At 62.0% G+C, this 26,283-nt stretch carries 23 protein-coding genes; 15 read left to right on the top strand and 8 right to left on the bottom strand.

Annotated features, from left to right (window positions below; genetic code table 11):
• Nucleotides 1-21: 21 nt before the first annotated feature.
• From lpxD to yidD, 4 genes are all read left to right on the top strand, one after another.
• Nucleotides 22-1,047, top strand: a complete 1,026-nt coding sequence (gene lpxD, locus VLU25_15220; GenBank protein ID HSR69286.1) for a UDP-3-O-(3-hydroxymyristoyl)glucosamine N-acyltransferase — start codon at nucleotides 22-24, stop codon at nucleotides 1,045-1,047.
• A 23-nt stretch (nucleotides 1,048-1,070) separates the two neighbouring features.
• Nucleotides 1,071-2,027, top strand: a complete 957-nt coding sequence (locus VLU25_15215) for a GTPase (GenBank protein ID HSR69285.1) — start codon at nucleotides 1,071-1,073, stop codon at nucleotides 2,025-2,027.
• Nucleotides 2,028-2,220: 193 nt separating this feature from the next.
• Nucleotides 2,221-2,640, top strand: coding sequence for a DUF4870 domain-containing protein (locus VLU25_15210; protein ID HSR69284.1), 420 nt, complete (start codon nucleotides 2,221-2,223; stop codon nucleotides 2,638-2,640).
• A 17-nt stretch (nucleotides 2,641-2,657) separates the two neighbouring features.
• Nucleotides 2,658-3,008 (top strand): membrane protein insertion efficiency factor YidD, encoded by a 351-nt coding sequence (yidD, locus tag VLU25_15205; protein ID HSR69283.1) that lies wholly within the window; start codon nucleotides 2,658-2,660, stop codon nucleotides 3,006-3,008.
• Nucleotides 3,009-3,020: 12 nt separating this feature from the next.
• Here yidD and VLU25_15200 read toward each other — a convergent pair whose 3' ends face one another.
• Entirely contained in the window at nucleotides 3,021-3,620 is a 600-nt protein-coding gene (locus VLU25_15200) for a UbiX family flavin prenyltransferase (protein HSR69282.1), read from the bottom strand.
• A gap of 102 nt (nucleotides 3,621-3,722) precedes the next feature.
• Here VLU25_15200 and VLU25_15195 point away from each other — a divergent pair, with 102 nt between their 5' ends.
• Nucleotides 3,723-5,024, top strand: coding sequence for a dicarboxylate/amino acid:cation symporter (locus VLU25_15195; GenBank protein ID HSR69281.1), 1,302 nt, complete (start codon nucleotides 3,723-3,725; stop codon nucleotides 5,022-5,024).
• Here VLU25_15195 and VLU25_15190 read toward each other — a convergent pair.
• The 4 genes from VLU25_15190 to VLU25_15175 form a co-directional block, all read right to left on the bottom strand.
• Nucleotides 5,021-5,419: a type II toxin-antitoxin system VapC family toxin gene (locus VLU25_15190; protein HSR69280.1), complete on the bottom strand. Its 399-nt coding sequence runs from the start codon at nucleotides 5,417-5,419 to the stop codon at nucleotides 5,021-5,023. The two genes, VLU25_15195 and VLU25_15190, sit on opposite strands and share 4 nt — an antisense overlap.
• The gene (locus VLU25_15185) at nucleotides 5,416-5,574 is read right to left on the bottom strand and encodes a hypothetical protein (GenBank protein ID HSR69279.1); all 159 of its coding nucleotides are present in this window, start codon (nucleotides 5,572-5,574) and stop codon (nucleotides 5,416-5,418) included. Before VLU25_15185 ends, VLU25_15190 begins: the two co-directional genes overlap by 4 nt.
• Before the next feature lie 201 nt (nucleotides 5,575-5,775).
• Nucleotides 5,776-6,432: a cyclase family protein gene (locus VLU25_15180; GenBank protein HSR69278.1), complete on the bottom strand. Its 657-nt coding sequence runs from the start codon at nucleotides 6,430-6,432 to the stop codon at nucleotides 5,776-5,778.
• A 50-nt stretch (nucleotides 6,433-6,482) separates the two neighbouring features.
• The gene (locus tag VLU25_15175; GenBank protein HSR69277.1) at nucleotides 6,483-7,640 is read right to left on the bottom strand and encodes an aminotransferase class V-fold PLP-dependent enzyme; all 1,158 of its coding nucleotides are present in this window, start codon (nucleotides 7,638-7,640) and stop codon (nucleotides 6,483-6,485) included.
• 93 nt (nucleotides 7,641-7,733) lie between these two features.
• Here VLU25_15175 and VLU25_15170 point away from each other — a divergent pair, with 93 nt between their 5' ends.
• Nucleotides 7,734-9,509, top strand: a complete 1,776-nt coding sequence (locus VLU25_15170) for an amidohydrolase family protein (protein ID HSR69276.1) — start codon at nucleotides 7,734-7,736, stop codon at nucleotides 9,507-9,509.
• Nucleotides 9,510-9,526: 17 nt separating this feature from the next.
• Here the strand turns inward: VLU25_15170 and VLU25_15165 are convergent, their stop codons facing one another.
• Nucleotides 9,527-10,513, bottom strand: coding sequence for a radical SAM protein (locus tag VLU25_15165; GenBank protein ID HSR69275.1), 987 nt, complete (start codon nucleotides 10,511-10,513; stop codon nucleotides 9,527-9,529).
• A gap of 305 nt (nucleotides 10,514-10,818) precedes the next feature.
• Between VLU25_15165 and VLU25_15160 the strand changes: the two genes are divergently transcribed.
• Together VLU25_15160 and VLU25_15155 are read left to right on the top strand one after the other, a co-directional pair.
• Entirely contained in the window at nucleotides 10,819-11,178 is a 360-nt protein-coding gene (locus VLU25_15160; GenBank protein ID HSR69274.1) for a FeoA family protein, read from the top strand.
• Nucleotides 11,175-13,139: a ferrous iron transporter B gene (locus tag VLU25_15155; GenBank protein ID HSR69273.1), complete on the top strand. Its 1,965-nt coding sequence runs from the start codon at nucleotides 11,175-11,177 to the stop codon at nucleotides 13,137-13,139. Before VLU25_15160 ends, VLU25_15155 begins: the two co-directional genes overlap by 4 nt.
• Before the next feature lie 16 nt (nucleotides 13,140-13,155).
• Here VLU25_15155 and VLU25_15150 read toward each other — a convergent pair whose 3' ends face one another.
• Complete coding sequence (locus VLU25_15150) at nucleotides 13,156-13,569, bottom strand: hypothetical protein (protein ID HSR69272.1); 414 nt, start codon at nucleotides 13,567-13,569, stop codon at nucleotides 13,156-13,158.
• Nucleotides 13,570-13,651: 82 nt separating this feature from the next.
• On the opposite strand from VLU25_15150, the gene VLU25_15145 reads away from it, so the two are divergent.
• A complete protein-coding gene (locus tag VLU25_15145; protein ID HSR69271.1) occupies nucleotides 13,652-14,959 on the top strand; it encodes a hypothetical protein in 1,308 nt (435 codons plus the stop codon).
• 7 nt (nucleotides 14,960-14,966) lie between these two features.
• On the opposite strand, the gene VLU25_15140 is transcribed toward VLU25_15145, so the two are convergent.
• The gene (locus VLU25_15140; protein ID HSR69270.1) at nucleotides 14,967-15,794 is read right to left on the bottom strand and encodes a cyclase family protein; all 828 of its coding nucleotides are present in this window, start codon (nucleotides 15,792-15,794) and stop codon (nucleotides 14,967-14,969) included.
• Nucleotides 15,795-16,420: 626 nt separating this feature from the next.
• Here VLU25_15140 and nth point away from each other — a divergent pair.
• The 6 genes from nth (at nucleotide 16,421) to VLU25_15110 (ending at nucleotide 25,680) form a co-directional block, all read left to right on the top strand.
• Complete coding sequence (nth, locus tag VLU25_15135) at nucleotides 16,421-17,080, top strand: endonuclease III (protein ID HSR69269.1); 660 nt, start codon at nucleotides 16,421-16,423, stop codon at nucleotides 17,078-17,080.
• A 199-nt stretch (nucleotides 17,081-17,279) separates the two neighbouring features.
• Entirely contained in the window at nucleotides 17,280-17,555 is a 276-nt protein-coding gene (locus VLU25_15130; protein ID HSR69268.1) for a hypothetical protein, read from the top strand.
• 48 nt (nucleotides 17,556-17,603) lie between these two features.
• Nucleotides 17,604-19,076, top strand: coding sequence for a hypothetical protein (locus VLU25_15125; GenBank protein HSR69267.1), 1,473 nt, complete (start codon nucleotides 17,604-17,606; stop codon nucleotides 19,074-19,076).
• Nucleotides 19,077-19,095: 19 nt separating this feature from the next.
• Nucleotides 19,096-20,109: a hypothetical protein gene (locus VLU25_15120; protein ID HSR69266.1), complete on the top strand. Its 1,014-nt coding sequence runs from the start codon at nucleotides 19,096-19,098 to the stop codon at nucleotides 20,107-20,109.
• Nucleotides 20,110-20,149: 40 nt separating this feature from the next.
• A complete protein-coding gene (locus VLU25_15115) occupies nucleotides 20,150-21,700 on the top strand; it encodes a hypothetical protein (GenBank protein HSR69265.1) in 1,551 nt (516 codons plus the stop codon).
• 14 nt (nucleotides 21,701-21,714) lie between these two features.
• Nucleotides 21,715-25,680 carry a hypothetical protein gene (locus VLU25_15110; GenBank protein ID HSR69264.1) on the top strand — a complete coding sequence of 1,322 codons (3,966 nt, stop codon included), beginning with the start codon at nucleotides 21,715-21,717 and terminating at the stop codon, nucleotides 25,678-25,680.
• Nucleotides 25,681-26,283 lie beyond the last annotated feature (603 nt).

Raw genomic sequence — 26,283 nt, 5'->3', positions numbered from 1 at the left:
ATACGATATCATCGGCACCTGATGAGACTAGATGAAATTGCCCGCCGCCTGGGCTGTGAACTCAAGGGGCCTGAAGATCTCGAGATCGAGGGCGTGGCCGGAATCGAGGAAGCGGGGCCCGATCAGCTCACCTTTCTTTCCAATCCTAAGTACCGCGCCAAGCTCAAGGAGACCCGGGCCGGGGCCGTGCTGACGGCGCCCGGAGTCGAAACCGACATTCCCCGCCTGGTCACCGACAACCCTTACCTGGCCTTCGCGCGGGCCATCGAGTTCTTTTATCAGCCTCCCCAGGTGGTGCCCGGCATACACCCCACGGCCTGGGTGGCCGAGACGGCCCGACTGGGCGAAGACCATGCCCTGGCCGCCAACGTGGTCATCGGCGAGGGCGCCAGCATCGGCCGCGGAGCCGTGCTTCATCCCAACGTCGTCATCTATCCCTATGCGCAGATCGGCAGCGATTTCGAGGCCCACTCGGGAGCCGTGGTGCGCGAGCACGTGCGCATCGGCGACCGGGTGGTGCTGCAGAACGGAGCCGTCATCGGCGCCGACGGTTTCGGCTTTGCTCCCGACTCGGGTGGCGAGTATCACAAGATGGTGCAATCGGGACTGGTCATCTTGGAGGACGACGTGGAAGTGGGCGCCAACACCTGCATCGACCGCGCCACCGTCGGCGAAACGCGCATCAGCAAGGGGGCCAAGATCGACAACTTGGTGCAGATCGGCCACGGATCCGCCGTCGGTTCCGACAGCGTCGTGGCGGCTCAGGCGGGACTGGCCGGCAGCACCAAGGTCGGCCGGCGCGTCCGCCTGGCCGGTCAGGTCGGGCTGGCCGGCCACCTGACCATCGGAGACGACGCCGTGGTCACGGCCCAGTCCGGTGTCGGCAAGGACGTGGAGCCGGGGACGATGGTGTCCGGCTCGCCCGAGATGGACACGCGTTTGTGGAAGAAGAACTATGTCCTCATGCACCGTTTTCCCGAGTTGGTCAAGACCGTCCGCCGGCTGGAGAAGGAAATCCGCGAGCTGCGGCGACAAGACCGCGGCTGACGGAACTTGGCATAATATAAGCGATGCCAGCCAACCTGACGCCCCAGTACCACGACGCCGAAGAGCGCTTCAAGAAGGCCGCCAGCCATGAGGAGAAGCTGCATGCCCTGGAAGAGATGCTGCGCGTCATTCCCAAGCACAAAGGGACCGAAAAGCTGCAGGCCGACATCAAGACGCGCCTGGCCAAGCTGCGCAAGGGCGGACCGAAGGGCGGACCCGCCACCTCTACCAAGACTCATCACCAAGTCGACAAGGAAGGGGCCGGCCAAGTAGTCATCTGCGGTCCGCCCAACGCGGGCAAGTCGCAACTGGTGGCGTCCCTGACGGCGGCTGACGTGGAAGTGGCCGATTATCCTTTCACCACCCGCGTTCCCCAGCCCGGCATGATGCCTTTCGAGGACATCCAGATCCAATTGGTGGACACGCCTCCTTTGGCGAAGGAAACGCTCGAGCCCTGGCAACTTGCCCTCATCGAGCGGGCCGATGCGGCCTTGCTGCTTTTCGACGTCACCGATGCGGCTTTGCTCGAGCAGAGCGAGTTCATACTGGAGTCGTTCGAGCGGCGCGGCATCGAGATCGGCGAGAAGGCCTCGCCGCCGCTTCTCGTCCTGGGCAACAAGGTCGATCTGAGCGGGGGCAAGGACGAGTTTGAGGCCTGGCAGGAGCTTTACGGCGAGAATCTGCGGGCCCGACCCTTCTCGGCTCTCTCGCAAGGCGATCTGATGGCGCTCAAGTCGCGGCTGTTCAAGACCCTGGACGTGGTGCGCCTCTACACCAAGGCCCCCGGACATCGGGAAGCTGAAGGCGCCCCTTTTGTGCTCAAGCGCGGCACCACCATGATCGAGGCCGCCGCTCACATCCACAAGGACCTGGCCCAGAACTTCAAGTTCGCCAAGGTTTGGAATGACGAACTGGAAGGCCTGATGGTGGAGCGCGAGTATCCCGTGCGTGACAAAGACGTCGCTGAAGTTCATGCCTGATCAGCTTTTTTTCCCGCCTTGCCCCTTGTGCAAGCATGTCGGATATGCTACAGATTCTGGGCACGGTACCCGTCCGTCGGGGAGATTTGGGGGAGTCCGCCTGCCGGATAGCGCCGGCGCCGTTGGCGGCGAGCTTGCCGCTGCGGCGAGTCAACGAGCTAGAGCCTGTCCCTCACAAGGAGCGAATTAACGCATGCCTGAAGATACTCCGCCGCAGACTCCGCCACCGCCTTCTTCGCCGCCGCCGCCTGAGTCGTCCACTCCGCCACCGCCTTCGGGAGGAAGCGGCGGGGGAGGGGAGAACAAGGCCGTGATGTTGGTGCTCAGCTATCTGTACATCCTCGGACTCGTTCCCCTGCTGGTTGAAAAGGACGACGCCGAGGTGCAGTGGCACGCCAAGAACGGGCTTTGCATTCTGGGCGCGGAAATCGTGGCCTGGATCGTGCTGACCATTCTCCAGTTCGTCCCCGTTTTGGGATGGATCTTGGGATGCGGCCTGATTCCTCTGCTCTTTTTGGGATTCCTGGTCCTGCGCATTATCGCCATCGTCAAGGCGACCAAGGGGCAGCGCCTGGTCGTTCCCGTGATCAGCGATTTCGTCAACAAGTTCTAAGACCAAGGGGTCGAGTCATGTTTGCCAGCGCCAGGCGATTGCTGATCTGGCTCGTGATAGCCGCTGCCATGGCGGTTTTCATCGGATCGGGCTTGGCGCTGCGCGCGGAGGTAGGGGCGATCCGTTTCTACCAGGAATACGGATCGCCCATTTCCTCAAAGATCGTTCGCTGCCGGTACCGCCCCACCTGCTCCCACTACGCGCTCGGAGTCCTGGAAGACGACGGCTTGCTGAAAGGGAATCTCAAGGCCGGCCACCGCCTGCTCATGTGCTCTCCCCTGGGATGGGCCTGGGATCAGGTGAGCGGAAACGACTCCTCTCAGCCCCTCGCCTCATCTCCCGGCGACACGGCTCAAAACCGTCCCTAGTGCAAGGCCTCCTCAATCAGATCCGAAGGGCGATTGGGCGCCCTCGGGGGTGCGCCAGCGCTTCATTTCGATGTGAATTCCCAGCAGGTCGAGCGCGCGGCCCACGCTGTGATCGACGATGTCTTGCAGCGATTGTGGGTTGTAGTAGAAGCCCGGGATGGGCGGAGCGATGACGGCTCCCATCTCGGCCAGGGCCGTCAGGTTTCTCAGATGCCCCAGGTGCAAAGGCGATTCCCGCACCATGAGAACCAGCGGACGTTTTTCCTTCAGCGTCACGTCGGCGGCCCGCGTCACCAAGTCCTTGGTGATCGACTGGGCGATGCAGGCCATGGTGTTGACCGAGCAGGGCGCTACCGCCATCCCCTGATGCCTGAAGGAGCCGCTTGAGAGGGCGGCCGCCATGTCGTCCCAGCGGTAGTATTCGTCGGCCAACTCGCGCAGGTAGTCAAGGCTCTTGTCGGTTTCGAGCTGAATGACGCGCAGCGAGGACTTGGTCAGGACGAGGTGGGTTTCGACGTCCTCGCGTTGCTGCAGGATTTCCAGCATGCGGATGCCGTAGACGGGAGCCGATGCCCCTGAGATGGCCACCACGATGCGCTTCTTCTCGCTCACGCCGCTATGCTAGCATGCCCGCCGCCCATGGGCTCGCGCCCCCCTATTTCCAGGGTGCCCTAACTCCTTGCCCGCCCAAGGCTTTCCCCGTATCATCGCCGGATGGCAGTCAAGAAACCCTGGTACAGACAGTTGCACTGGCAGATCCTGATGGGGATGGTGCTGGGCGTGATCTTCGGCGTCTTCGGGGCGCTCAACGGCTGGCACGGGTTCATCTCCGACTGGGTGGCTCCCTGGGGACGCATCTTTCTCAACCTGCTGCTCTTGATCGCCATTCCGCTGGTGCTCACTTCGCTGATCACCGGCGTGGCCTCGCTCTCCGACGTCAGCCGCCTCTCCCGTCTGGGCGGCAAGACCATCGTCCTCTACATGGCTACAACCGCCGTGGCCATCACCATCGGCCTGGGGCTGGCCAACCTGCTGCGTCCCGGCGACTATGTCCCCCGGGAACTGGCCGAGACCCTGCAGGCGCGTTACGAGGCCGAGACCGGCGAGCGCGAGATGGCGGCGGCCTTGACCGAACAGCAGGGGCCCCTACAGCCCCTGGTGGACATCGTGCCGGGAAACTTCTTCGATTCCGCCACCAGCAACCGCAACATGCTGCAGATGGTCTTCGTGGCGCTGCTGGTGGGCGTCGTGCTCATCCAGCTCAAGACCGAGCACACCCGTGTCGTCTACCAGTTCTTCGAAGGCATGAACCAGGTCATCATCAAGATGGTCGACCTGATCATGTACGTGGCGCCGCTGGGCGTCTTCGCCCTGCTGGCCGACACCATCGTGCGGGTGGGGGAGGATCCGGACCAGATCATCGAGTTGTTGGGCGCGCTCGGCTATTACTGCCTGGCGGTTGTGCTGGGCTTGCTGCTGCATGTGGTCATCGTCTACACCTCGCTCATCAACTTCTTGACTCCCATGCCCTTGCGCAAGTTCCTGACCGCCATCGCGCCCGTGCAGTTGGTGGCCTTTTCCACCAGTTCCTCGGGGGCAACCCTGCCCGTCACCATGGAGCGCTGCCAGGACGAGCTGGGCATTTCAGAAGAGGTCTCCTCCTTCGTGCTGCCTCTGGGCGCCACCATCAACATGGACGGCACGGCCCTCTATCAATCGGTCGCCGCCCTTTTCATCGCCCAGGCCCTGGGCATGGAACTGGGACTGGGCGCCCAACTGACCATCGTGTTCACGGCCTTGCTGGCCTCCATCGGCAGCGCCGCCGTTCCCGGAGCCGGCATCATCATGCTGGTCATCATCCTCAACGCCATCGGCGTCCCCGCCGCCGGAATCGCCTTGATCCTGGGCGTTGACCGCATCCTCGACATGTGCCGTACCGCCACCAACGTCACCGGCGACTGCACCGTAGCCACCCTGGTCGCCCACTCCGAAGGCGAACAGCTCAAAGTCGACTAGCTGTGAAGTGAAAAGTGCTGTGTTTTGATTTGAGGCACGTGATTGAAGTGTCCATCGGTAGTCACGACCGTGAGCCCGAATTGCATTGCGGACGCCGCGATCCAGATGTCATTGGTGGGGATCGGCGTGCCGGCCGCCCGCAAGTCGGCCACGATGGACGCGTAATGGCCGGCTGTGTCGGCGGTGATGTCGAGGAGTCTCACTCTTCCCGACGCCAGGAACCGCTCCAGTTCCGTCTCGTTCTTTGCCCGGCGCCGGCCGCGGCGGAACCCTTGATGCAGTTCACCTAAGACCACGGGGTTGAGATAAATCTGAGCGCTTTTCTTCAGCGTTTCCAAGATGGCAGCGTGGCCACGGCGGTAGGCAGAATAACCAGACGTATCCAGCAGGATCATTCGTCCTTCCAGATCTCAGGGTCGATGGTGCGCTGGGCTTCCAACTCCCGGTCAAACGCCTCGGCCTCTTCCCGCGACCAAGTGCCCGCCAACTCTTCGAGAATTCCGTCGTCTTCGGTTTCCTCCTCTATGGCCTCCTCAAGCAGCCGTATCACGGTCCGATTCAGACTCCAGCGCTCTCTCTCTGCCCGCCGACGAACAACCTGCTCCACATGTGGCGGCAAATTGCGCAGTGTAATAGCCTTCATCATCGCACCTCCTGCCATATTCTGCATCACTTTGATGCAAGAATCAAGTGATCGACCTCCCCCAGGCTTCGATAGGCGTGCCCCAGGTCTCCCAACTCCGAACCTTCATCACAGTTCACGCAGGAGGGCGCGGAGGGGGGAGCCGTCGGCGCGGGCGATTTTCAGGGGCGGGGCGATGAGTTCGTAGGTGCCGTCGGGGACGCCGTCCAGGAGGAGGTTTTCCAGGATCAGCACTCTGTGCTGGGCGAAGGCGTGATGGGCGGGGAGGTCTTTGCTGTTCTGGTGGTCGACCGAAGGGGCGTCGAGGCCGACCAGGCGCACGCCGGCCGAGCCGATGGCATCCGCAGCCTGAGCGGAGAAATGGACGAAATGGGACGGGAAAGCGTCCAAGGAGTAGCCGGGATTGCAGTGCACGAGCAGGCGCTGCGGACGCTCCTTCAGCACCTCCTCGACGTGCTCGGGACGGATGAGGTCCGGCGATTGCGCGGAGATCACTCGGCAGGGCCCGATATAGTTGCGGACGTCCACCCGATCCATGGCATCCCCTTCTTCCAGGTAGTGCAGCGGCGCATCGGCGTGACTGCCGGCATGCAGGCTGAGCGTGATCGCCGAGAGGTTGACCGAGTCTCCCCGCGAAAGGAAGAGATTCTGCTGGTGCCGGAAGTGCACGTCACCCGGCCAAACCGCCATGCCGGACCGGAAAGTCGGGGAAAGGTCGTAGATCTTCTTGCCTTGGCTCTTGGCCGGTCGTCCGCTATCTTCCATGACCCGCCACATTACGGCCAGGCGTCGAAAAAGTCCAGTTCCGGACACGATCAGACGGTAGAGGTCGAGAGCTGATCGGCGATGGCAGCCATCTCGTTCATGGTGGCCTCGCATTCCTCCAGCGTGTTGTAGAAGTGGGGAGCCACGCGGATTCCGGCGCCCGGACGGTAGTCGATCATGTATCCGCGATCAAGCAGTCGGCGGCTGACCTGCTGCGCCTGGGGCGGGTTGATGGAAACGGTGCCCCCTCTGCGGCCCGGATCGCGGGGCGTGTTGACCTCGAAGCCCCTTTCCTCGGCCAGCTCGATAAGGCGCTCGGTCATCTGGAGGCTCTTGCGGCGGATGGCTTCCACGCCTACTTCGGCGACGATTTCGTATCCGCTCTTGGCGGCGTAGAGGGCGGGGACGTTGGGGGTGCCGTTGAGGAAGCGGAATCCCGTCTGTGCGTAGGCCATCTGGGGACGGAACTCGAAGGGCTGCTCGTGGGCCATCCATCCGGTCAGTCGAGGCTTGAGCTGATCGCGCAGGTCAGGACGCACCCACAAGTAAGCCACGCCCGGGCCTCCGCACAGCCACTTGACCGAGCCTCCAACCACGAAATCGGCTCCCCAATCGGTGACGTTGAAGGGCACGGTCCCGCAGCTCTGGTAGGTGTCGAGAATGACGTAGGCACCCACCTTGTGGGCCTTTTCGATGATGGGTTCCACCTCCTGGATATAGGCGCTCTTGAAAATCACGTGGGAGATGGGTACAGCCAGGGTGTTTTCGTCGATGGCGTCCAGCAGGGGCTGAAGAGGCACGCCGATCCCGTCGGGACAGGGGATGACCTGGCAGTCCAAGTCGGGATCGGCCTGGTAAAGATAGCGGACGGAAGGGAAGTTGAGTTCCGAGTAAACGATCTTGTTGCGCTTCCCGCCGCGCGGCAGTGAAGAGAGGATGACGGCCTCGGCCAGGGTGACGTTTTGATGAGTGGTCACTTCTCCGGCGCCGGCTCCCAGGATCTTGCCGATCAAGTCGCCAACCTCCAGCGACATGTCCCACCAGCGCTCTTCCCAGGCCCGCACGCCGCGATGATTCCAGACGTCGCCGTACTCCTTGAGGGAGTGGTAGACGCGGCGCGGCATGGCGCCCAGCGAGTTGTTGATCATGTAGACGGTTTCGTCCAGGATGGGAAACTCTTCTCTCCACTGCAGCAGGTCGTCGCTCATCAGCCCAGAATAACAGCAACTGAGCCGATCGTTGAAGGACGGGAGGCGCATCCTTGCGGCGATTCCCCCAAGACCTGCTTCCGGTTGGCCGGGATGGCGGGATTTGGTACCTTGCTCTGGATGTCCTGGTCGCGTGTTGCCGTTACCTTCGTCCTGACCGTGCTGCTCTGGCCAAGCCTTGGGGCGCAGCCTGTCAGTCCTTCCCAGCAAGATCGTGCCCAGCCCGCCTATGACTGGCTCTTCCTGGGTGGACGGGTGCTGGACGGCAGCGGTAATCCCTGGTTTCTGGCCGACCTGGCCGTCAAGGACGGGCGCATCGCCGCCATCGGCGATTTGGGGCAAGCCAGGGCAAGCCGCAAGGTGGAGATGAATGGCCGCTTCATCGTTCCCGGCTTCATCGACCTGCATTCTCATGCCGACGACTCCCTGCGTTCTTCGCGGGGGCTGCGCTCCAGCGATCCGCAGCGCCGCGCGGCGCCCAATCTGGTGAGTCAGGGAATCACCACCGCGGTTGTCAACCAGGATGGCCGGTCGCCCTGGCCTATCGCCGAGCAGAAGAGCGAGCTGATTGAGCTGGGCATCGGACTCAACGCCGTGTTGCTGGCGGGACACGGCACCTTGCGCGGCCAGGTGATGGGCGCCGATTTCAAGCGTCCGGCCCGGCCTGACGAAGTGCAGCAGATGCGCGAACTGCTGCGCCAGGCTCTGGCCCAGGGGGCCTGGGGCGTCTCGGCCGGACTGGAATACGAACCCGGACGCTGGAGCACTACCGACGAACTGGTCGAGTTGATGAAGGAGGTGGCCGCCGCAGGAGGCGTCTACATCTCTCATCAGCGCAGCGAGGGAGCCGATCCCATGTGGTTCTGGCCCAGCCGCTCCCAGAACCGGCCTCCCAGCCTTCTCGATGCCGTGCGCGAGACCATCGAAATCGGAGAGCGCAGCGGAGCCACCGTGGTGGCTTCTCACATCAAGGCCAAGGGAGAGCACTACTGGGGCGCGTCCCAGGCTGCAATCGAACTCATCGAGCGGGCCCGCCAGCGGGGTGTGGAAGTGTGGGCCGACCAGTATCCCTACGACACCACCGGCAGCGACGGATCGACGGTGCTGATTCCCCGCTGGGTGTGGCGTCCCGCTTCGCCCGGCCAGGAGACGGAAGAGGACGACGGCGAGGACGCTCCGCCCGAGGCCTACGGCCAAGCCCTGCGCAGCGTCCTGGCCGATCCTGAAGCCGCGCCTCTGCTGCGCCGCGACGTGGCCCACGAAATCGCCCGCCGGGGAGGGCCCGACAAGATCGTGGTATTCGACCACCCCGATCCGGCAATGATCGGGAGGACCCTTTCCGAGTTGGCAGCCAGTCATGGCATAAGCCCGGTGGAGATGGCTTTCAAGCTGCAGCTTGAGGGCTACGGCAACCGGCCCGGCGGCGCTCGCCTGCGGGGGTTTTCGCTGGCTGAAAGCGACATCCGGCGCTACGCCCGGCGGCCCTGGACGGCAACGGCTTCCGACGCCGGAATCGCACTCCCCGAGGACGGAGCCGTGCATGCCCGCTACTACGGGACCTTTCCCCGCAAACTCCGCCGTTACGCCATCGAGCGCAGCGTCCTCTCGCTGGCTGATGCCGTACGCTCTTCGACCAGCCTGCCAGCCCGCATACTGCGCCTTTCAGACCGGGGACTCCTGCAAGCCGGACTGGCTGCCGACCTGGTGGTCATCGATATTGACGACCTGCAGGACCAGGCGACCTTCTTCAAACCCCACCAACACGCCTCCGGCGTCGACTTCGTGCTGGTCAACGGGCGGGCGGTTCTCGATCAGGGGAGACTGACCGGGGAGCTGGCGGGGAGAGTCCTGCTGCCGCATCGTCGCTGAAACCCGGCTTCAGGCAGCTATTCCAGTTGCAGCAGATCTTCCACCACACTCGGGCCGCCGGGCTGCTTTTTCTCCTCGCCATTCGGTACGAAGACCTTCTTTTGAGGAGCTCTCCACATGTCGGCCGTGGAGGCGGTGTGGACGCAGGCGATCGTGCAGTAGGGGGCGCAGGACTTTTCGGTGAGGAATTCCCGGTCGATGTGGTCTTGGGTGTAGTCCTGCAGCGGAATGCCGGGATAGCCTCTTTGCTGAGAGCAATAGTGAACCAGGCCGTCTTCGCAGATGTAGAGATAGCGGGCCCCTGCCCGGCAGCGCCAGTTGTTGGGCTTGCCCTTGACCAGGTTCTCCTGGAAGATGCGGTTCATGCGCGAGTAGCCCTTCTTGGCCATCATCTTCACGGCCTCGTAGACCGCCACTTCCCGGTCGCCCAAGGGCTCCATGTGGCCGCTGCCGTCGTGGATGATGCCCACGGTGCAGGTAAAGCCCAATTGGTCGGCTCGGCGGGCGATGATGTAGGCGTCCTCGGGGTCTTCCACGCCCGAACCCAGTACCGAGTTGATGTTGACCTTGAACTTGGCGAATTCGGCCAGGTAGCGGAGCTTCTTGTCCAAAACCTTGAGGCTCTTCTTCGACACCTCGTCGGGGTCGACGTTGTCGATGCTGATCTGAAGGTGCTCCAGACCGGCCTCGTTGAGCGACTCGATGCGCTGACGGCTCATGAGATAGCCGTTGGAGATCATCCCCGCCAGCATGCCGCGCTTGCGGATGCGGCGGATGACGTCCTCGATGTGAGGATGCATGAGGGGCTCGCCGCCGCTGATGGTGACGATGGCCGTCCCCAGTTCCGCCAAACGGTCGATGCGGCGGTTCATCTCCTCGATGGGAACCGGATCGGAATGGTCGTCGAACTCATTGCAGTAGGTGCAGGCCAGGTTGCAGCGCCGCATGGGGATGATGTGGGCGAGAAGGGGATGGCGGGTGGAATAAATGGACTTGACGGCCATCTTCCACTCGCGCAGAGTGGTCTTCAACTGGTAGATTTTGCGCTGTCGCTGCGAAGCTTCGGAACGCTTCACAGGGATATTGAAACGATCCAGCGCTTGCCTGACCTTCGAGTTCACAAAGTCTCCCCCAAAACTAAACGCGCACTATACCAACCGGCCCCAAATGCGTCAATTCTATCCGACAGGGAAGTCCCAGGCCAATGTCTATCTTTTGACAGGCCCTTATTTCAAGGTTGGCTTTTCTTCCGCCAGGCATGCTATACTCGGCTTGCTTTTTGAGAATGGTTTTCAAAAAGAGGTCACGGATGGCGATGGCAACCACCCGGCACAACCAGCAGAACCCCCGGCCCGTGCGGCTTTCCGCCTTGGCCACGGGCCAATGCGGGCGTGTCTGCGGAATGGATCAAGATCACCCCTTTTGTCATCGGCTGCGGGATTTGGGCTTCGTGCCCGGAAGCCGCGTAGAGGTGCGCCGCTGTTCGCCCCTGCGGGACCCGGTGGAATACGAAGTCCGCAACACCCGCATTTGCCTGCGGCGCAGCGAGTCCTGCTGCATTTTTGTCCTGCTGGACGAACTTGAAGGGCGCATGGCGGGCGACGCCACCTACCGCAACGGCAACGGAAACGGCAATCGCAACGGCTCCGTCCGAAAGGACGACGTGTGAGCGGGCCGTCTTGCCATCAGGATGCCCCCGACGCGGTTTTGCCAGTGCTCAACTCGCAACGCCGCGTGGCTCTGGTGGGCAGTCCCAACTCGGGAAAGACCACCGTCTTCAACGCCCTCACCGGACTGCGCAGCAAAGTGGCCAACTACGCCGGCGTCACCGTCGAGTTGGCGGTGGGGACGCTGCGCGGAGTCGACGGCACCCAGGTTGAAATCATCGACCTTCCCGGAACCTACAGCCTCGATCCCCATTCGCCTGAAGAGCGGCTGACCTTGAATTTTCTTCGCGGGCGCCTGGCTTCCGAGCCGCAGCCGGACGCCGTGCTCTTCGTGGCCGACAGCACCTCGCTTTCGCGTTCCTTGCCCTTGCTGGGCGCGGTCATGGAGCTGGGATTGCCGGTGGTGCTGGTGCTGACCATGATCGACGAGATCGAGTCCCGCCGCGGACGCGTCGATCCGCACAAGCTGGAACGCTTGCTGGGCATCCCGGTGGAGCCGGTGGTGGCCAACCGCGGACGCGGCATCGAGAGCCTCAAGCAGCGCCTTCTCAGCCCCCGCGCCCTCTACCCGCCCATGCCCGAGAGTCCCGTTCCCGACGATCCCGCCCAGCGCTTCGCCTGGGGCGACGAGATTCTGCGCCAGGCCTATCGCTCGCCGGTCGCGGGCACGCCCTTCACCGATACTCTCGACCGCTGGATGCTGCATCCGGTGACGGGAGTCATCACGTTCCTGGCCGTCATGCTCTTTTTCTTCCAGTCCATTTTCTCCTGGGCCCAGCCCATGATGGACGGCCTGGACAGCGCGGTGGGCATGCTCGGCGGCTACTTGACGACGCTGCTTCCCGCCGGAATGCTGCGCGACATCCTTGTCGACGGCGTGCTTACCGGAGTGGGCAGCGTCATCGTCTTTGTTCCCCAGATCGCCCTGCTCTTCCTGTTGCTGACCTTCTTTGAGCAGGTGGGCTACATGAGCCGCGCCGTCTTCCTGGTGGACCGCCTCATGAGCTGGGCGGGGCTGGATGGACGGAGCTTCGTTTCCCTGCTCTCCGGCTACGCCTGCGCCATTCCCGGGATCATGGCCACCCGCTCCATTCCCGATCGACGACAGCGTATGGCCACCATACTGGTGACGCCTTTCATGACCTGCTCGGCCCGCCTGCCCGTCTACGCCGTGCTCATCGCGGCCTTCGTTCCCTCGCAGACGGTGGCCGGTTTTCTCAACCTGCAGGGACTGGTCATGATGGGTCTCTACCTGGCGGGAGCGCTGGCCGCCTTGCTGGCCGCCACCTGGCTGCGGCGCGGGCCCTTGAAGGGTCAGTCGATGCCTTTCTTCGTCGAGTTGCCCCCTTACCGCCGCCCCACCGCCCGGGTCTTGTGGAGGGGCGTATGGATGCCGGTTTCCAGCTTCTTGCGCCGGGCCGGAACCATTATCCTGGCGGCCTCCATCCTGCTTTGGGCGATGCTCACCTTCCCCCGCGTCGAGGTGCCGGCTCACGTTGAAGCCCAGGGACGGCAGGCCTATCAGGCCTACCAACTGGAACACTCGCTGGCGGCTTCGACCGGGAAACTGCTGGAGCCCGTCTTCGAGCCCATCGGATTCGACTGGCGCATCTCGGTGGGCATCGTGGCCTCGCTGGCCGCCCGCGAAGTCATCATCGCCACCTTGGCCCAGATCTACTCGGTGGAGGAAGAGGACGAAACGGCCCTGGTCAGCACGCTGCGCAGCCGTTTGGCCCCGCCCAGCGTGCCTCCCGACCAGGCCACCGGGGCACAGAGGTTGGCCGTGGCCCTTTCGCTGCTGGCCTTCTTCATTTTCGCCCTGCAGTGCGTCTCCACCCTGGCGGTCATGCGTCGCGAGACCGGGAATTGGCGCTTGCCGGCCCTGGCTTTCGGCGGAATGTTCGTGATCGCCTACTGCGCTTCCTGGATCACTTACCACGCCACTCTTTGGCTGGCCGCCTGAGCAGAGTTCCGGTCCCCTACTCCAGCTCGATGACGCGGGCCGGTGTCGACGATTCGCCCCAGCCCAACAGGCGGGCGCCAAGCCAGGCCAGGGTGAGGGTGGGGATGGGCTGAGTGAAGGGGATGAGCATCTCTACCACCGAGGTATTGCGCAAAGGCGTCAGTCCGAAATGGGTGAGCACTATCCATCCGATGGGCGCCGAGAGGAAGTCGAGGGCGAAGTCGAGCAGGTCGAGAGCCACCACCAAGTAGAGAGGGACGGCCCGGATGGCCACCCAAAAATCGGCGTCCGGCGGCAGTTCGATGCGCTTGATGCGGCGGTAGGCGATCACCAGCAGGAGGGCGGCGATGAGCAGTGCTGCCGCCATCCAGATCAGCAACACTGCCACCAGGCCTGATACGAACTCGAAAAACGGTTGGAAATCGTACATCCCTATCGCCTCCGCTCCATCCTTCCACAATAACGGAATCCCCGCTACACTGCCTGGCGTCTCGAAGTTTTTTGGGGGATGCTTGACCTACGGCAGGATATTCCAGTTCTGGATGCCGCTGGCCATGACTTGGCTCATGATGTCGGTGGAGGGCCCTCTGCTGGCCGCCGTCATCGCGCGTCTGCCGGACGCCAAGATCAATCTGGCCGCCTATGGACTGGCCTACTCGGTGGCCTTGGTCGTCGAGTCGCCCATCATCAACATGCTGACCGCGGCCACCGCGCTGGTTCGCGACCGCCTTTCGTTCTTCAAGCTGAGGCGCTTCAACAACGTCCTCAACGCTTCCATCACCGTTCTCATGCTGCTGGCCGGGTCGACCTCGCTCATGCCTTGGCTGACCGCCAACGTCATGGACGTCCCGGTAGAGGTGGGCCAGCTCTCCCGCTGGACCATCCTCTTGCTTCTGCCCTGGCCCGCCATGGTAGGGGTGCGGCGCTTTTATCAGGGCGTCCTCATCGCCGGGGGAAAGACCCGCCAGGTGGCCCTTGGAACCGTCCTGCGCCTGCTGGCGATGGCGGTCTGCGCTTTTGCGGCCGGCTTCTGGAGCGATTTGCCGGGCGCCCTGGTGGGCGGACTGGCACTCACGGCGGGGGTATCGGTGGAGGCCTTGGCCGCTCGTGTGATGGCAGGTCCGGTGGTGGCCGAGTTGATGGAAAAGGAAGGCGAGACGCAGGCCGGCGATGTGACCATTGGCGCCCTCACCCACTTTTACTATCCACTGGCCGTGACCGCGATCCTGGCCCTGGCGGTGCATCCACTGACAAGCTTTCTGGCCGGGCTGGGCAGGCTGCCGCTGGAATCGTTGGCGGTCTTGCCCGTCATCAACTCGCTGGTCTTCATCTTCAGAGCCTTCGGGCTGTCCTACCAGGAAGCCGCCATTGCCTTGATGGGCTCCAAAGGAGAAAACGAAGGCATTCTGCGCCGCTTCGCCGTCATGCTGGGCGCTTCCACCAGCGGAGCCTTGGCCTTGCTGGCCTTCACCCCTCTGGCGACGGTCTGGTACCAGGACATTTCAGGCCTCTCCCCCGACCTGGCCGCCTTCGCTCTTCTGCCGACCCAGATCATGTGCGTGATGCCGGCTTTGACGGTGACCCTGGTATGGCAGCGGTCGGTGCTGGTGGCGATCAAGCGCACCGGACCCATCACCGGGTCTTCGGCTCTGGAGATCGCGGTCATCGTGGCCTCGATGCTGTGCGGACTCTATCTCTTCGACTGGACTGGCGCCGTGGCCGCCGCCGCCGCTTACCTGACGGGACGTCTGGCAGGATGCGGCTACCTGGCAGTGGAGCAACGCCGCTACCGAACCCGGCGCCCTGCGGTCGAATCTTAAGACCCGCTCAAGGTGTCAAGGCGATGATGCGCAAGGGGGCTCCCGAGCCCTCTTGGATTTTCATGGGAAGCGCCACCACATAGGAGCCGCGGGGCTGCAACTGGTCAAGATTGGCGACGTTTTCGAAGATGAGGACGTTGCGGCTGGCCAGGGCCACATGGGCCGTGAAGTCCTGCGAGCGTCCGAAGTCGATGCTGGCCGTGTCAATGCCCACGCCGGCGATCCTGCGCTCCTCGGCTAACCACCTGGCGGCCTCCTCCGAGAGCCCGGGAAAGCTCAGGGACGCCACCGCCTGCTGGCCCTTTTCAGCCGTGCCCAGGTACTGCTCGGCGTCAGGCCAGTAACGGCCGAAGCCGGTACGCAGCAAGACGATGTCGCCTTCCTCGATGGAGCCGTTGGAGGATTCCCAGTCCTGCAAGTCCTGCAGCGAAATCAGATAGTCGCGGTCGCTGGAGACTTGCTCCGAGACGTCGACCACCAGGGCCGGGCCCGTCAACTGCTCAGGCGGGATCTCGCCCACCTTGTGCCCGCCCTCGTAGAAATGGTAGGGGGCATCCAGGTGGGTGCCGCCGTGTTCTGCGGCCTGGAAGGTGTTGGCATTGTAGAAATAGCCCTTGTCGGTAACTCCCTCCGGCCCCTTGTGAAACTCGAACCCCTCGGCGGTGGGCCAGTAGATGGTCTGCTCGTCAAAGGGATAGGTGAGGTCGGTGACCTTGTCGAAGATGATCCCTGCTTGGGCATCCTCCGCCACCTGGGTAGCGGAGTGGTTGTTGCAGGCAGCGGCTGCCAGCAGCAGTCCGGCTATGAGTGCGGTCCAAATCCGAGGTGTCGACATTGGTGCTTTCTCCTTTTTCGGCGCTGGGAAAGAGCCTTTTCCTCATTGTGCCAGATTCTTCCCTGGATGGCCGCCAATAGGCGGTCGAATGCCCTGTCGAAAATTTTTTGAAAAAAATATGAGGGGAAAGGCCGAGGCCAAACGTTGAACCAAGCGACGGCGCGAAGTCGCGCCGGATTGAAGAACCTTTTCAACACATAGGCGTCCCGTTGCTGCGGGAGACAACCGAGAGAAGACGGAGGACGGAACACGTAACGCCCCGGATCATACCGGCGGTTGCCCGCCGTTCAGGTGCGATCCCCGAAAAGAATGGGATTCTTAGCCCCGAAGCGTAGCCCGCGCTTCTCGAGAATCTTTCATCCTCCCCCCTTTGCCGTGTTCCGTCCTCTGTCTTCTCTCCACGATCCCCCCGCTGAGCGGAATGCGGAAGAAGAGCGACCGGCCGACACGGCAACCCCTCCGTTCGGCTCCCCTTCGAGGCTGGCCCCAAACTGTCTTGATACCCACCTCCTAAGCCTCGCGCTCTCCCGCATTCCGCTCTTTTTTTTCTTGACCCCGTCGCCGTTTTGGAAGTTGGACACTTGGAGGTTGGGCGTTGGCGGCAGCCTGTGGTAAATTCTCGCCCCGTGACCCGAGCTGAAAAAGCAGAACGCATCGTGCGTATCCTGGGAGATCTTTACCCTGATCCGCCTATTCCGCTGGAGCATGTCGATCCCTTCACCTTGCTGGTCGCTGTGGCTCTCAGCGCTCAGACCACCGATAAGAAGGTCAATGAAGTCACCCCTGTGCTCTTTTCGCGTGCCCCCACGGCCGAGAAGATGGCAGAGATGGAGGTGGAGGAGATCCGCGACATCATCAAGACCGTGGGACTGGCCCCCACCAAGGCCAAGAACCTGAAGGCCATGTCCCGACGTCTGGCCCGAGAGTACGGCGGCAAGCCGCCGGCCGATCTCGAGAAGCTGGAGGAACTGCCCGGCGTGGGCCGCAAGACGGCTTCGGTGCTCATGGCCCAAGCCTTCGGCCAACCGGCCTTCCCGGTCGACACCCACATTCACCGTCTGGCCGCCCGCTGGGGACTTTCCAACGGCAAGTCGGTGACCCAAACTGAAAAAGATCTCAAGAAGGTCTTCGACCGCTCGTTGTGGAGCAAGCTGCATCTGCAGATCATCTATTTTGGACGCGAACACTGTCCTGCCCGCAACCACGATTTGACCCGCTGCCCCATCTGCTCCTGGGCCGCCAGCAAGACCCGCATCCGCCAGGAAATGGGCCCCGGCGTCGTCTAGCCCCAGGAAACAAGGACCGCTCATCAAGAACCGCTAATTCCGCAGACAAAACTTGCCCTCTTTGCGTTGCTGCGCAATAATCGTGCTCACCATGGAAGCAAATAAGAAAATGTTTCACCCCAAGAACGTCTTATGGTGTCTATACGGTCTGTGGCCGAATGACAACCGGCAGCGTATGAATATCTGACAAGGAGAGAGAATGCCTTCAAGAAAGAACATCCGGCGAATCGACCTTTTCGGGACCTTTATCAACCTTGTCGGCCTCGCTATCGGACTTGCTTTGATGTACTATAACTATCCTGACGAGGCATTCATAGCGATAGCTTTGAGCATCATTATATATGCCTTTGCCAGAGTGGCTGTTGGTTACTATGATATCGAATCCGAAGAGGTCTCCAAGCCCAATGGGAAGCCGAGTTGTGAACCGTTGACTTCCTACAAAGCAGAGACAACCTTCAAGAAAGTCTCAAGATAGGCTCCTCCCTATGAAAAGGGCCTTTTTAATAAGGAGAGCGGAACTGTCATGGCAAAAAGAGTCGTCGACACCAACCAGGACATGGTCAATGTCCTCCTTATTCTCCTGAAATTCATTGTCCTGTTCATCATCGGACTGCAGGGAATCAGGACGCAGTTGGGCATGCCCACCGACAAGTCCACGGGCGTTGTCAATACGACGCCAGAAACCCAATCCTCCGTGAACCCTAGCTTCCCCATCTCGTTTTATCCTGTGATTTACACGCCCGGACATGATTTCCGCGACATCGACTACGACCTTCACGTGGAGGCCTGGCAATGTCAGACACAGTGTGAGATCTCAGACTGGGATCGGAAGACCAAGAACGGTCAGAACTGGAGTCCGGAGAACGAAGCAGGAGACTGGCGACGGATTGACACGGAATCTGAGTCCATTGATCACTCCGGTCTGGGACACAACGGCGCAGTCCCCATCAAGCGCTACAATTTTGATCTGATCGGACCCGGAGGGTCTACGGATCCGTTGCGAGGAACCTATTATTTCATTTACAAGGTTGAGTTTGAGGTCTTCGGCGAAAGCCAGGTCCATTGGAAGCGCTCGAATCGAGGCCACTCGCTTACCATGCACTATACTTCCGACGAGGCGGGTCCTTGGGAGATGCCTCCGCTGAAGATCGTCCGTGGCCGTTGGGGCGATCTGCATCCCAGGCTGGAAGGTTTTCAACTCGATTCCGCTGCGCAGTCTTTCGCAATCGACTCGAGCGCCAATCGCTTCCGCTTGAGGTCGGATCCCGGAACCGAGCCGGTGCTTAGGTTTCGGGTGACAACGACTGTGGCGGCCAAACCGGACGAGAAGCGTTTTACGGTGGAGAACGGACCCGCTCAGGAAGTCACTATCGACAATCGGACCGTACTCTGGTCCTATGATGCTTCCCGCCGTACCTACATCGAAGGCAGGTTCAGTGAGCTCAAGCCCTCTGACAAAGTGTTTTTCCGCCTGCGCTCCAAGGAAGGGCAGAATGCCGACTCCGCCCTTGCGGCAGAGGTTCGATACGGGGAGGAAGTTCCCGGCAGCATGCCAGTGGTGATCCTGGAGAATCAACCGCCGCGCAGCGTATACCGCGGTCAGGCGGGTGCATTCGACCGCGACATGCTCTGGCACTTCCCTTACGACACTTTCACGATGGGAAACCGGTGGTGGTTCGATCTCTCCCGCTGGATTGTGGATCCCGACGGAGAGGACGGCATCCTCCTCGGTTCAGGTTCCTTCCGGCCCGGCTCGAGCTGGCCCGCCGGTTTCCGCATTGAACCGGATCCGACCAGCCCCTCCGCTCAACTGGTATTTGATCCCGATCAATTGCTGCAGGCCGTGCGGGGCGACACCTCCCGCGAGTTGGATTTCACCATTCAGGCAACTGACGGGGAAACCGGTTGGGTTGAATTCAGGGTGACGATCAGAGTCTTGCAGGCTCAGACGTTGAGCAGCGATGCCAGGAGAATCCGCCGGGTGTTGGGTCAGTAAAGACAAGAGAGAGAGCCGCATGACCAATCTACGAATTATGTTGTATCTGCTGCTGATGCCGGCGACGACCGGTTGGGGCCTGAGTCAGGATTCCGAGGATCGGCAACCTGACTGCACTTCCAAAGAAACCCGCATCATGCTGCCCTGCGATACCCACTCTCAGCTTGAAAACTGGCCCGAGCAGGAAGCCGTCAAGGAATTGCTGGGATGGCTGGCGGAGAGCAATCCGTGCACTAGGAACGACGTCTCCTCCGAAGATCTGAACGAAGCCGTTCAGCTCTTCGTGGCCCTGCCCAAAGAAAAGACGGTCGCCGGCTCTCCGCAAGAGAAACCGATCATCGAGCGGACTTTGACGGACATCGATTACCAGTTTTTTCTCTTCACCGGAAGGGAAGACGTGGTGCCGGCTCCCGGGCGGGAACGGACACCGCCTTCCCATAAGGCAGCTCCTCAGCGGGCGGCGCAGTTAAGCACCAGCGATGAGGGAGCGCCGCTGGCCGCTGCCAGCCTGGTGGATATCGTCTTCATCCCCCGTTTTGAGCCCTCTGAGAAGGACGGATGGTACTACGTCATTCCGGTCACAGCGGTTCCTTCCCGCATTCTGGATACGCCGGCCTTTGGCCGCGATCAAGGGGTCAATCTGCGCCGCATCCGTTCTGAGCTGGAACCGACGGGGCTGCGCTTTCTCGCACTGATGCAAAGTCATTTCGCCAACAAGCTGGCCGGAGGTGGGCAGGGGACCAGGCTGACCGAGCGGCTTGAGGACACGGGCCAGGGAGATGAGGCCATGCCGGAACAAGACGAAATCGTCTCGGGCATGCTGGGCAAGGGGCTTCCCTACCGGATTGAGGAACTGGCTTATTTTGACTTGCAGGTCCAGCAAGAGGGCGACAGCGGAGGCGATCCTGAGGAAGTGGGCTTCAGGCAGGCCTACTATCCCATCCTGGCGCGCTTCGAGAAGTTCTGGGACGAGGTGGAGGACCGCCGCATCCGCCTGGGGAGCCTGAGTCAAAAAGCCCTTTCCAAACCCTAACCGACGGGTTCGAAGGCGCCGAGAGAGGAAGGAGAAAGTCTTGAAACGGCATTGGGCAGGATTGTGCGGCTTGTTGCCGCGGAGACGGGGGCTGGGCCTGGCGCTAGGCTGTCTGGCAGTCTTGTGGACGGTGGGCGGCGACCGGCTGCTGGCCCAATGTCCCCTGGATACGCCGCCCTCGGCACCGCAAGCCGGCGACGGCGGCGGACTGCTCAGCTTCGATGTGCCCGATCCTCAGGCGATTCAGACTCAAGGCCAGGGACGCCAGGCCCTTCAGCGCCTGGAAGATTTTCTCACCCGGCTCGACGCTGCCGCCGTGCTCTCCCTCGACTACCCCAAACGGCGCGAACTTCTGGAAAAGCACCGCCAGGTAGAAGCCGTCTATCGGCGCATCGGACGTGACTTCCTGCAAGCTGAGGACTGGTTGGCCAAAGCCACATTGAGCCTCTATCACGCTTTGATCCCCTCGCCTGATCAGGACCGCAGGGACATTTTGGCGCTGAGCAGCAACGCCGTCGCCGACTTCAACCACGTCATCCAGGCGGTCCGCAGCATCGAAGCCAATCAGGGACGCAATTTCGATTCCTACTCGCTCGCCGAGCAATTGGGGCTGGACGTCCTCGACCCGGTGCCCGACTTCATGTGGCTCAAGCGGTTCGTGGAATTGGCCGTCCTGGTGGCGGCTGAACATCCCCGCTATACGGGTCCGTTGGGAACCAATCTGGGCAGGCTGATCTGCGCCGCATCCCGGATTTATACGGACCCCTCCGATCAGGCCTTTCTCAACCGGGCCCATGCCCTGCTGGTGGAGATGGACGCCGGACGGTTGGCCGAGGCCCAGGCGCTCTATCGCTTCGACAGCCGCTTGACCCGCATCTTCTCCTTGCCCGAGTCCGACTGGGGCGATCGCAGCACCGGCGCCTGTTCCCGCCCGGGGCCGGTGGAGGAGCTTCCCGCCTACCAGGTCACCGAGGAGTTTCCGGCACTTCCCGAGGAAACCTTGAGGCACTGTCTGGCTCACGCCGAAGAGCTTTTTCGTCCTGCCTTGCAGGACCCCGCCGAGGTCCTGGAGGCGGCCCGCTTCTTTGGCCGCTACGGAGATTTTCTGGTGGAGGAGGCCGAATTCCTGATTAACAGGGCCTCCCGCGCCGGAGAGGCCTTCCACAAGAGGCTGTTTCTGATGGAGCGGGCGTTTTCTGCCTATCTTGAGGGCATTCGTCTTTCGCCGGCCACGGGACGGGAGGACTCGGTCGACAGGTTGCGGGCTCTCTTTCAGCGCCACGTATCAGCCTTCGGGCAAGAGCTCTTTTGGGCCATGCACTGGTCGACCTTGGTAGAACTCCTGGAAGACCTGCGCCGGCGCGCTACCCAGTCGCCTCAAGGCGGGCCGTTGCTGAGAGAAAGCCAGCTTCGAACCATACACGGACTCTTGGCGCGCACCTACTCCATGCTGGGCAATTCCTCCAAAGCCGTCTATCACCTGGTTCGCGGAGATGTGGATCGTCAGAGGCTGGAAGAGGACCGGCGCGAGTTCGGCGCCTTCGGCATCCGCCCCGGACCGCGTCCCGACCCGTCGGACGGAAACCCGTGAGCTTACAAGGATCATTGAAGGAGATCATCGTGTTCCAGCTAGAGAAATCTCAATCGATTCTCATCATGCTTCTTCTCGTGACCGGCTCATCGCTATGGGCCCAAGAGGCGCCTCAGGATCCGCTGGCGGGCCGCTCAGCCGGGGGACACGCCCATCAGCTTTCCCAAGTAGCTGATTTGTTTCAAGACCTCAAAGGGATTTCTCTCGACCAAGCCTATTCGGCCCCTGCCTTCTCACAGCTCTACTTCGAAAACTACGCCGTCGTGCGAGACATGCAGGAACTGGCCACCCAGGCCGACCAGATTTACCGGCGCAGTCCCCAGCAAGACTTGCTTTATGAAGGGAACGTCCTGATTCATGCCTACATGGCCGTTGCCGCGGCCCGAGTTCAGGACGTAGTGGCTTATGAAAAGCACATGGAGATTGCTTTCAAGCGGGTGAGCAGTCAGCAGAATCTGACCGGAGAGCAGATCGAGACGGCCTTCTGCACGATCCTCTCCACCAATGTTCCCCAACTGGCACGGGACTTTAATACATGGGCTGCCCGATCAACGTGTAGCGACGCCGCCCAAGCTGATCGTCAAGACGACAGGCCTCTCGATACCGTTTCCGCCCCGACTCCTTTCGAGGACTACCGGCAGGCAGCGGGCGGAGCGGTTCGCCTGGTCTTCGATCCCGGGCCGAGCCGGGCCCTTCTGAGGCACTTCGCGGTGCGGGTGGCCGACCCGGATACCGCCTCCCCTCAGTCGATGATCTTCGCCAACTGGTTGACCAATCACTTGCGTGACCCTATCGTCGCCAACTGGCCTCTCGACCATTTCCTCAGTCAATGGTTCCCCGGCTGGACGCCCTCCAGGCGCGACTCCTACTGGGTCGGAGGCGCCGGGCAAGGACCGGACCAAGGCGCTCAGCCCCAACAGGACGCTCCCGTACGTTTGCCGCCCGTCTACTTGCGCAGCGAATCCATCGACATTCAAGTGGAGGACTACTTCGCCGCCGATCCCGGGGACGCCTTGAAGATCGATCTCTTCCAGGAGATGTGGGCCCGCATCAACCAGGGCCGCGAGAGGATCCCGCTGCTGGTCGGCATCCCTGAGGGAAGCTACTACTTTTTTCCCTGTAATCCCGATGACGGCTGCAACTACGTCGAGGAACTGGACAAGAAGACCGGCCCCAACCTGGTGATCGACCGCGACCGCCGTATTCAGCCCGGGCGCTACGAAGTCTACATGTCGGCCTCGCTGAACGATGTGCGGGTAGTGGCCTCCGGCCAGGAGCCCCTGGATACCTGGAGGAGGGTCTTCCAGCCCGACTTTCGCCTGCTGCGGTTCGATGTCGGCTCCGACGACCAGAACGAGATTCTGCACGGTACCGTGCAACTGCGCACTTTCCACCGGCTGACCAACGCCTTCGCCATCCAGACCCAGTTAGAAGCGGCATTCCGCAGTCATAACGACTCCAACGACCTGGCCGGGTTCCTTCCAGAGTTCGTGCCCAGGTCCGAGAGGGGATTGGGCAATTTCGGCACCCGCGAACTGCAGTTCGACATCGGTCCGGTGGTCCGCTACCGCAATTTTCAGTTCGCCCTCATGCAGAGCTTGCGCCGGGTCGACCGCAGCGGCTGGGACCGCTCGGGTACCGTGGGCCAGTTCTTCTTCAACTTCAACTACCTGTTCAACCGGGGACAGGTCGGCGTTTTCCTGACCGACGGCAACCAGGACAACGTAGTGGTGCGCAGCGTGCCCATCACCCCCGTCGAGTCCGAGGAGACCTACCTGGCCGTGACCGACCAGATTGGCGTCAATTTCGATGTAGCCGTGGGAAACGGGGTTTCTGTGGAAGGAGCCTTCGGCTACCTCGAATCGGAACGCAACGACAACGCTCCCGGAGGCGTCTTCCGGGTCAACTTGCCTCCCCTGTGGGGCCGCGTCAAGCTGACCGGAGAGTTCGGCATCAACGAGTCTTTCGTCTCTCAGGACAATAGCTGGCGCTTCGGATTCGGGGTGCGGCTGGGAGAATGGGGACGCTCCAACTCGCCTCGCAACTACCTGGCCGACAAAGGCCCCGTCCCCGTCGTCGTCCCCCGCGTCCGCTACGAGACGCTGACCCGCCGCGTGCGGGGAGACAACCGCGCCCCGGTGGCCGACGCCGGCCCCGACATGCTCGATGTCGAACCCTTCACCCGCATCATCCTCGACGGCACCAATTCCTTCGATCCCGACGACGATCCGCTCACATTTCTATGGGAGCTGCAGGATGACTGCAACTCCGAGACGCAGATCCAGGACGCCGACGAGCCCGTGGCCTCCTTCGTCATCGGCAACGGAGAGACCTGCTCGGCCAGCCTGACCGTCACTGACCCCGACGGACTGAGCGACACCGACGTCAAACTGGTCACCGCGATTCGCCTCGAGCAGCCGGTGATCGTTGAATTCACGGCCGATCCGACGGAGATTCGCGTGGGTGATGCTTCCGTCTTGACTTACCGGGTCGAGAATGCCGAAATGGTCAATATCACCAACGTCGACGGCAACGATCTCGACCCTGCAATGGGCTCGATCCAGGTCATGCCGGTTGAGAGCACTACCTATGTGCTCACCGCCTGCAATGCCGTCAACGAGTGCGCTAATGCCGAAGCGACCGTGCTGGTGCGGCCCGACTTTCCGCGCATCGTTCGCTTCGTGGCTCAAGACAGCGATCTGCGACAAGGCGAGAGCACTACCCTTGAATGGGAAACTGAGGGAGCGACTCGCGTCACCCTGACCAACGGCGGCTCGGGAGAAGTTGCTGAAGTGGCTGTGGATGGGATGCTGGTCGTCACGCCCGAGGTCACGACCACCTTCGTGCTGACAGCCACCAACGACCGCGGGGAAGTCGTGCAGGCTTCCCTGACCATCAGGGTCCGGCCCGCCGACCTGGTGCAAATCGATAGCTTCACGGCTGAGCCGACCGAATTGCGGGGCAGCGGCGAGGTAACCCTGCGCTGGATGACGACGGGTGCCACCTCGGTCCTAATCACCGGAGTCGGCAGCGTGGAGCCCGATGGCGAACGGGTCGTCTTCGTCGACCAGACCACCACCTTCAACATGACCGCCACCAACCAGGAAGGGGAGTTTGCCGAGGCCCAGGCTACGGTTAGGGTCAGACCTCCCTTGCCCCGCATCCTCGCCTTCAGTGCCGATCCTGCGGTGGCCATCATCGGAGGTCTCGATGGCGTGGGTGAGGCCCCCTGCAGCATTAACCAGGCCCGCACTTTCTTGAGCTGGACCACGGAGGACGCTTCCCGGGTCGAACTGACGGTGCCGGACGGCACCACACAGGTGGTCGAGCCAACGGTGCAAATGCAGGCATTCTGTCTGACCCGTACCGGCTCCTTCACGCTGAGGGCCGAAAACGATGAAGGCGAGAGCGTGACGTCGACATTGACAGTGGAAGTCCGGGAGGCCACGCCACGCATCTTTTCCTTTTCGATTTCAGCGTCCAGCGGAAACCCCGCCGACGATCCGGGAGTTTTCGAAAGGAATACTCAGGCCACCCTGAGCTGGGACACCAACTTCAGGGCCGGGGCCGGATGGTCCATAACCATCAGCAATGTGACCCAGCCCATCCCCATGCAGGCCTCAAGCAGTGTTTCCGTCACCCTTACCCAAGACACCAGCTTCACCCTGGTGCTGACCAATGGAACGGGTGAATCGGCCGAGGCGACCATCAGCGTTGCCGTCGACGACCGCCCCGTGATCGGTTCCTTTACGGTGACTCCCGCCGGCTCGTTCCCCTCTACGACGGTGCGGACTCTGAGCTGGACGACGAGCGGAGCGGCCCGGGCACAGATCGCGCCCGGAATCGGCTCGGTGCCCACCAACGGATCGATTCAGATCACGGTTGAGGAGGGTACGACCTTCCGGCTGGTGGCCATCAGTGAAAAGGGTCTGGTGAGCGAGGCTGAAGTGGAGGTGCTGGTCAGCAGTTCAGGACCATGAGGGCGTCTGAATTGATGCGGGCAGGGTCGATGTGCCTGCCTATGCCCGCTCAACGGAGTTCTCGGTACATGTAGTAGGAAGTGCCCAATACGATCAGGCCCAGCATCATCAATCCGACGGCAGGGGGCAGGTCGCCCTGGTAGAGTTCGATAATCCCCAAGGTCATGGCCACTGCTCCGAATATCGAAGTGCACGCGATACAGCAGTAAATTAATATCTTGGACCCGAGGTCCAATTCTTTCCCCTTCTTTGCTTCGATGCCCATCTCTGCCCTCCTTTAAAAGACAAACGCAAAACAAGTGCCGCAGAAGCGGCTGCTGTCCTGCACTCAAAGGGTACATCCGCGCCCCTACCAGCCGCAACGGGGGGCCTTGTCGCCCCGGCCTGACCTTGACTGTTTCGGCTTGATGCCCCATTTACTTTACAAGCAAGCCGAGATGGATGGCCCCAAACACCATCATGGCCCGTGGGTATTATCGAAACTGTCCCGCCCGCACCCGCGATTCGACCCGCTGCCCCATCTGCTCCTGGGCCGCCAGCAAGACCCGCATCCGCCAGGAAATGGGATCTCAAGCCGTGCGGAAGCTTGGGGGAAACCTAGTG

The sequence above is a fragment of the Acidobacteriota bacterium genome (assembly GCA_035471785.1).
Classification (GTDB): domain Bacteria; phylum Acidobacteriota; class UBA6911; order RPQK01; family DATIPO01; genus JANQFM01.
Note: the sequence above shows the minus strand (reverse complement) of the source record. Positions and strands in the feature narration are given on the sequence as shown.

Bases quoted from the DNA above. Each gene is read 5' to 3' on its own strand.
- VLU25_15160 (HSR69274.1), top strand. From the start codon at position 10,819: ATGGCGATGGCAACCACCCGGCACAACCAGCAGAACCCCCGGCCCGTG.
- VLU25_15120 (HSR69266.1), top strand. From the start codon at position 19,096: ATGACCAATCTACGAATTATGTTGTATCTGCTGCTGATGCCGGCGACG.
- VLU25_15175 (HSR69277.1), bottom strand. From the start codon at position 7,640: ATGAGCGACGACCTGCTGCAGTGGAGAGAAGAGTTTCCCATCCTGGAC.
- VLU25_15150 (HSR69272.1), bottom strand. From the start codon at position 13,569: ATGTACGATTTCCAACCGTTTTTCGAGTTCGTATCAGGCCTGGTGGCA.
- VLU25_15165 (HSR69275.1), bottom strand. From the start codon at position 10,513: ATGGCCGTCAAGTCCATTTATTCCACCCGCCATCCCCTTCTCGCCCAC.
- VLU25_15215 (HSR69285.1), top strand. From the start codon at position 1,071: ATGCCAGCCAACCTGACGCCCCAGTACCACGACGCCGAAGAGCGCTTC.
- VLU25_15170 (HSR69276.1), top strand. From the start codon at position 7,734: ATGGCGGGATTTGGTACCTTGCTCTGGATGTCCTGGTCGCGTGTTGCC.
- VLU25_15180 (HSR69278.1), bottom strand. From the start codon at position 6,432: ATGGAAGATAGCGGACGACCGGCCAAGAGCCAAGGCAAGAAGATCTAC.
- VLU25_15195 (HSR69281.1), top strand. From the start codon at position 3,723: ATGGCAGTCAAGAAACCCTGGTACAGACAGTTGCACTGGCAGATCCTG.
- VLU25_15190 (HSR69280.1), bottom strand. From the start codon at position 5,419: ATGATCCTGCTGGATACGTCTGGTTATTCTGCCTACCGCCGTGGCCAC.
- lpxD (HSR69286.1), top strand. From the start codon at position 22: ATGAGACTAGATGAAATTGCCCGCCGCCTGGGCTGTGAACTCAAGGGG.
- VLU25_15210 (HSR69284.1), top strand. From the start codon at position 2,221: ATGCCTGAAGATACTCCGCCGCAGACTCCGCCACCGCCTTCTTCGCCG.
- yidD (HSR69283.1), top strand. From the start codon at position 2,658: ATGTTTGCCAGCGCCAGGCGATTGCTGATCTGGCTCGTGATAGCCGCT.
- VLU25_15140 (HSR69270.1), bottom strand. From the start codon at position 15,794: ATGTCGACACCTCGGATTTGGACCGCACTCATAGCCGGACTGCTGCTG.
- VLU25_15130 (HSR69268.1), top strand. From the start codon at position 17,280: ATGCCTTCAAGAAAGAACATCCGGCGAATCGACCTTTTCGGGACCTTT.
- VLU25_15125 (HSR69267.1), top strand. From the start codon at position 17,604: ATGGCAAAAAGAGTCGTCGACACCAACCAGGACATGGTCAATGTCCTC.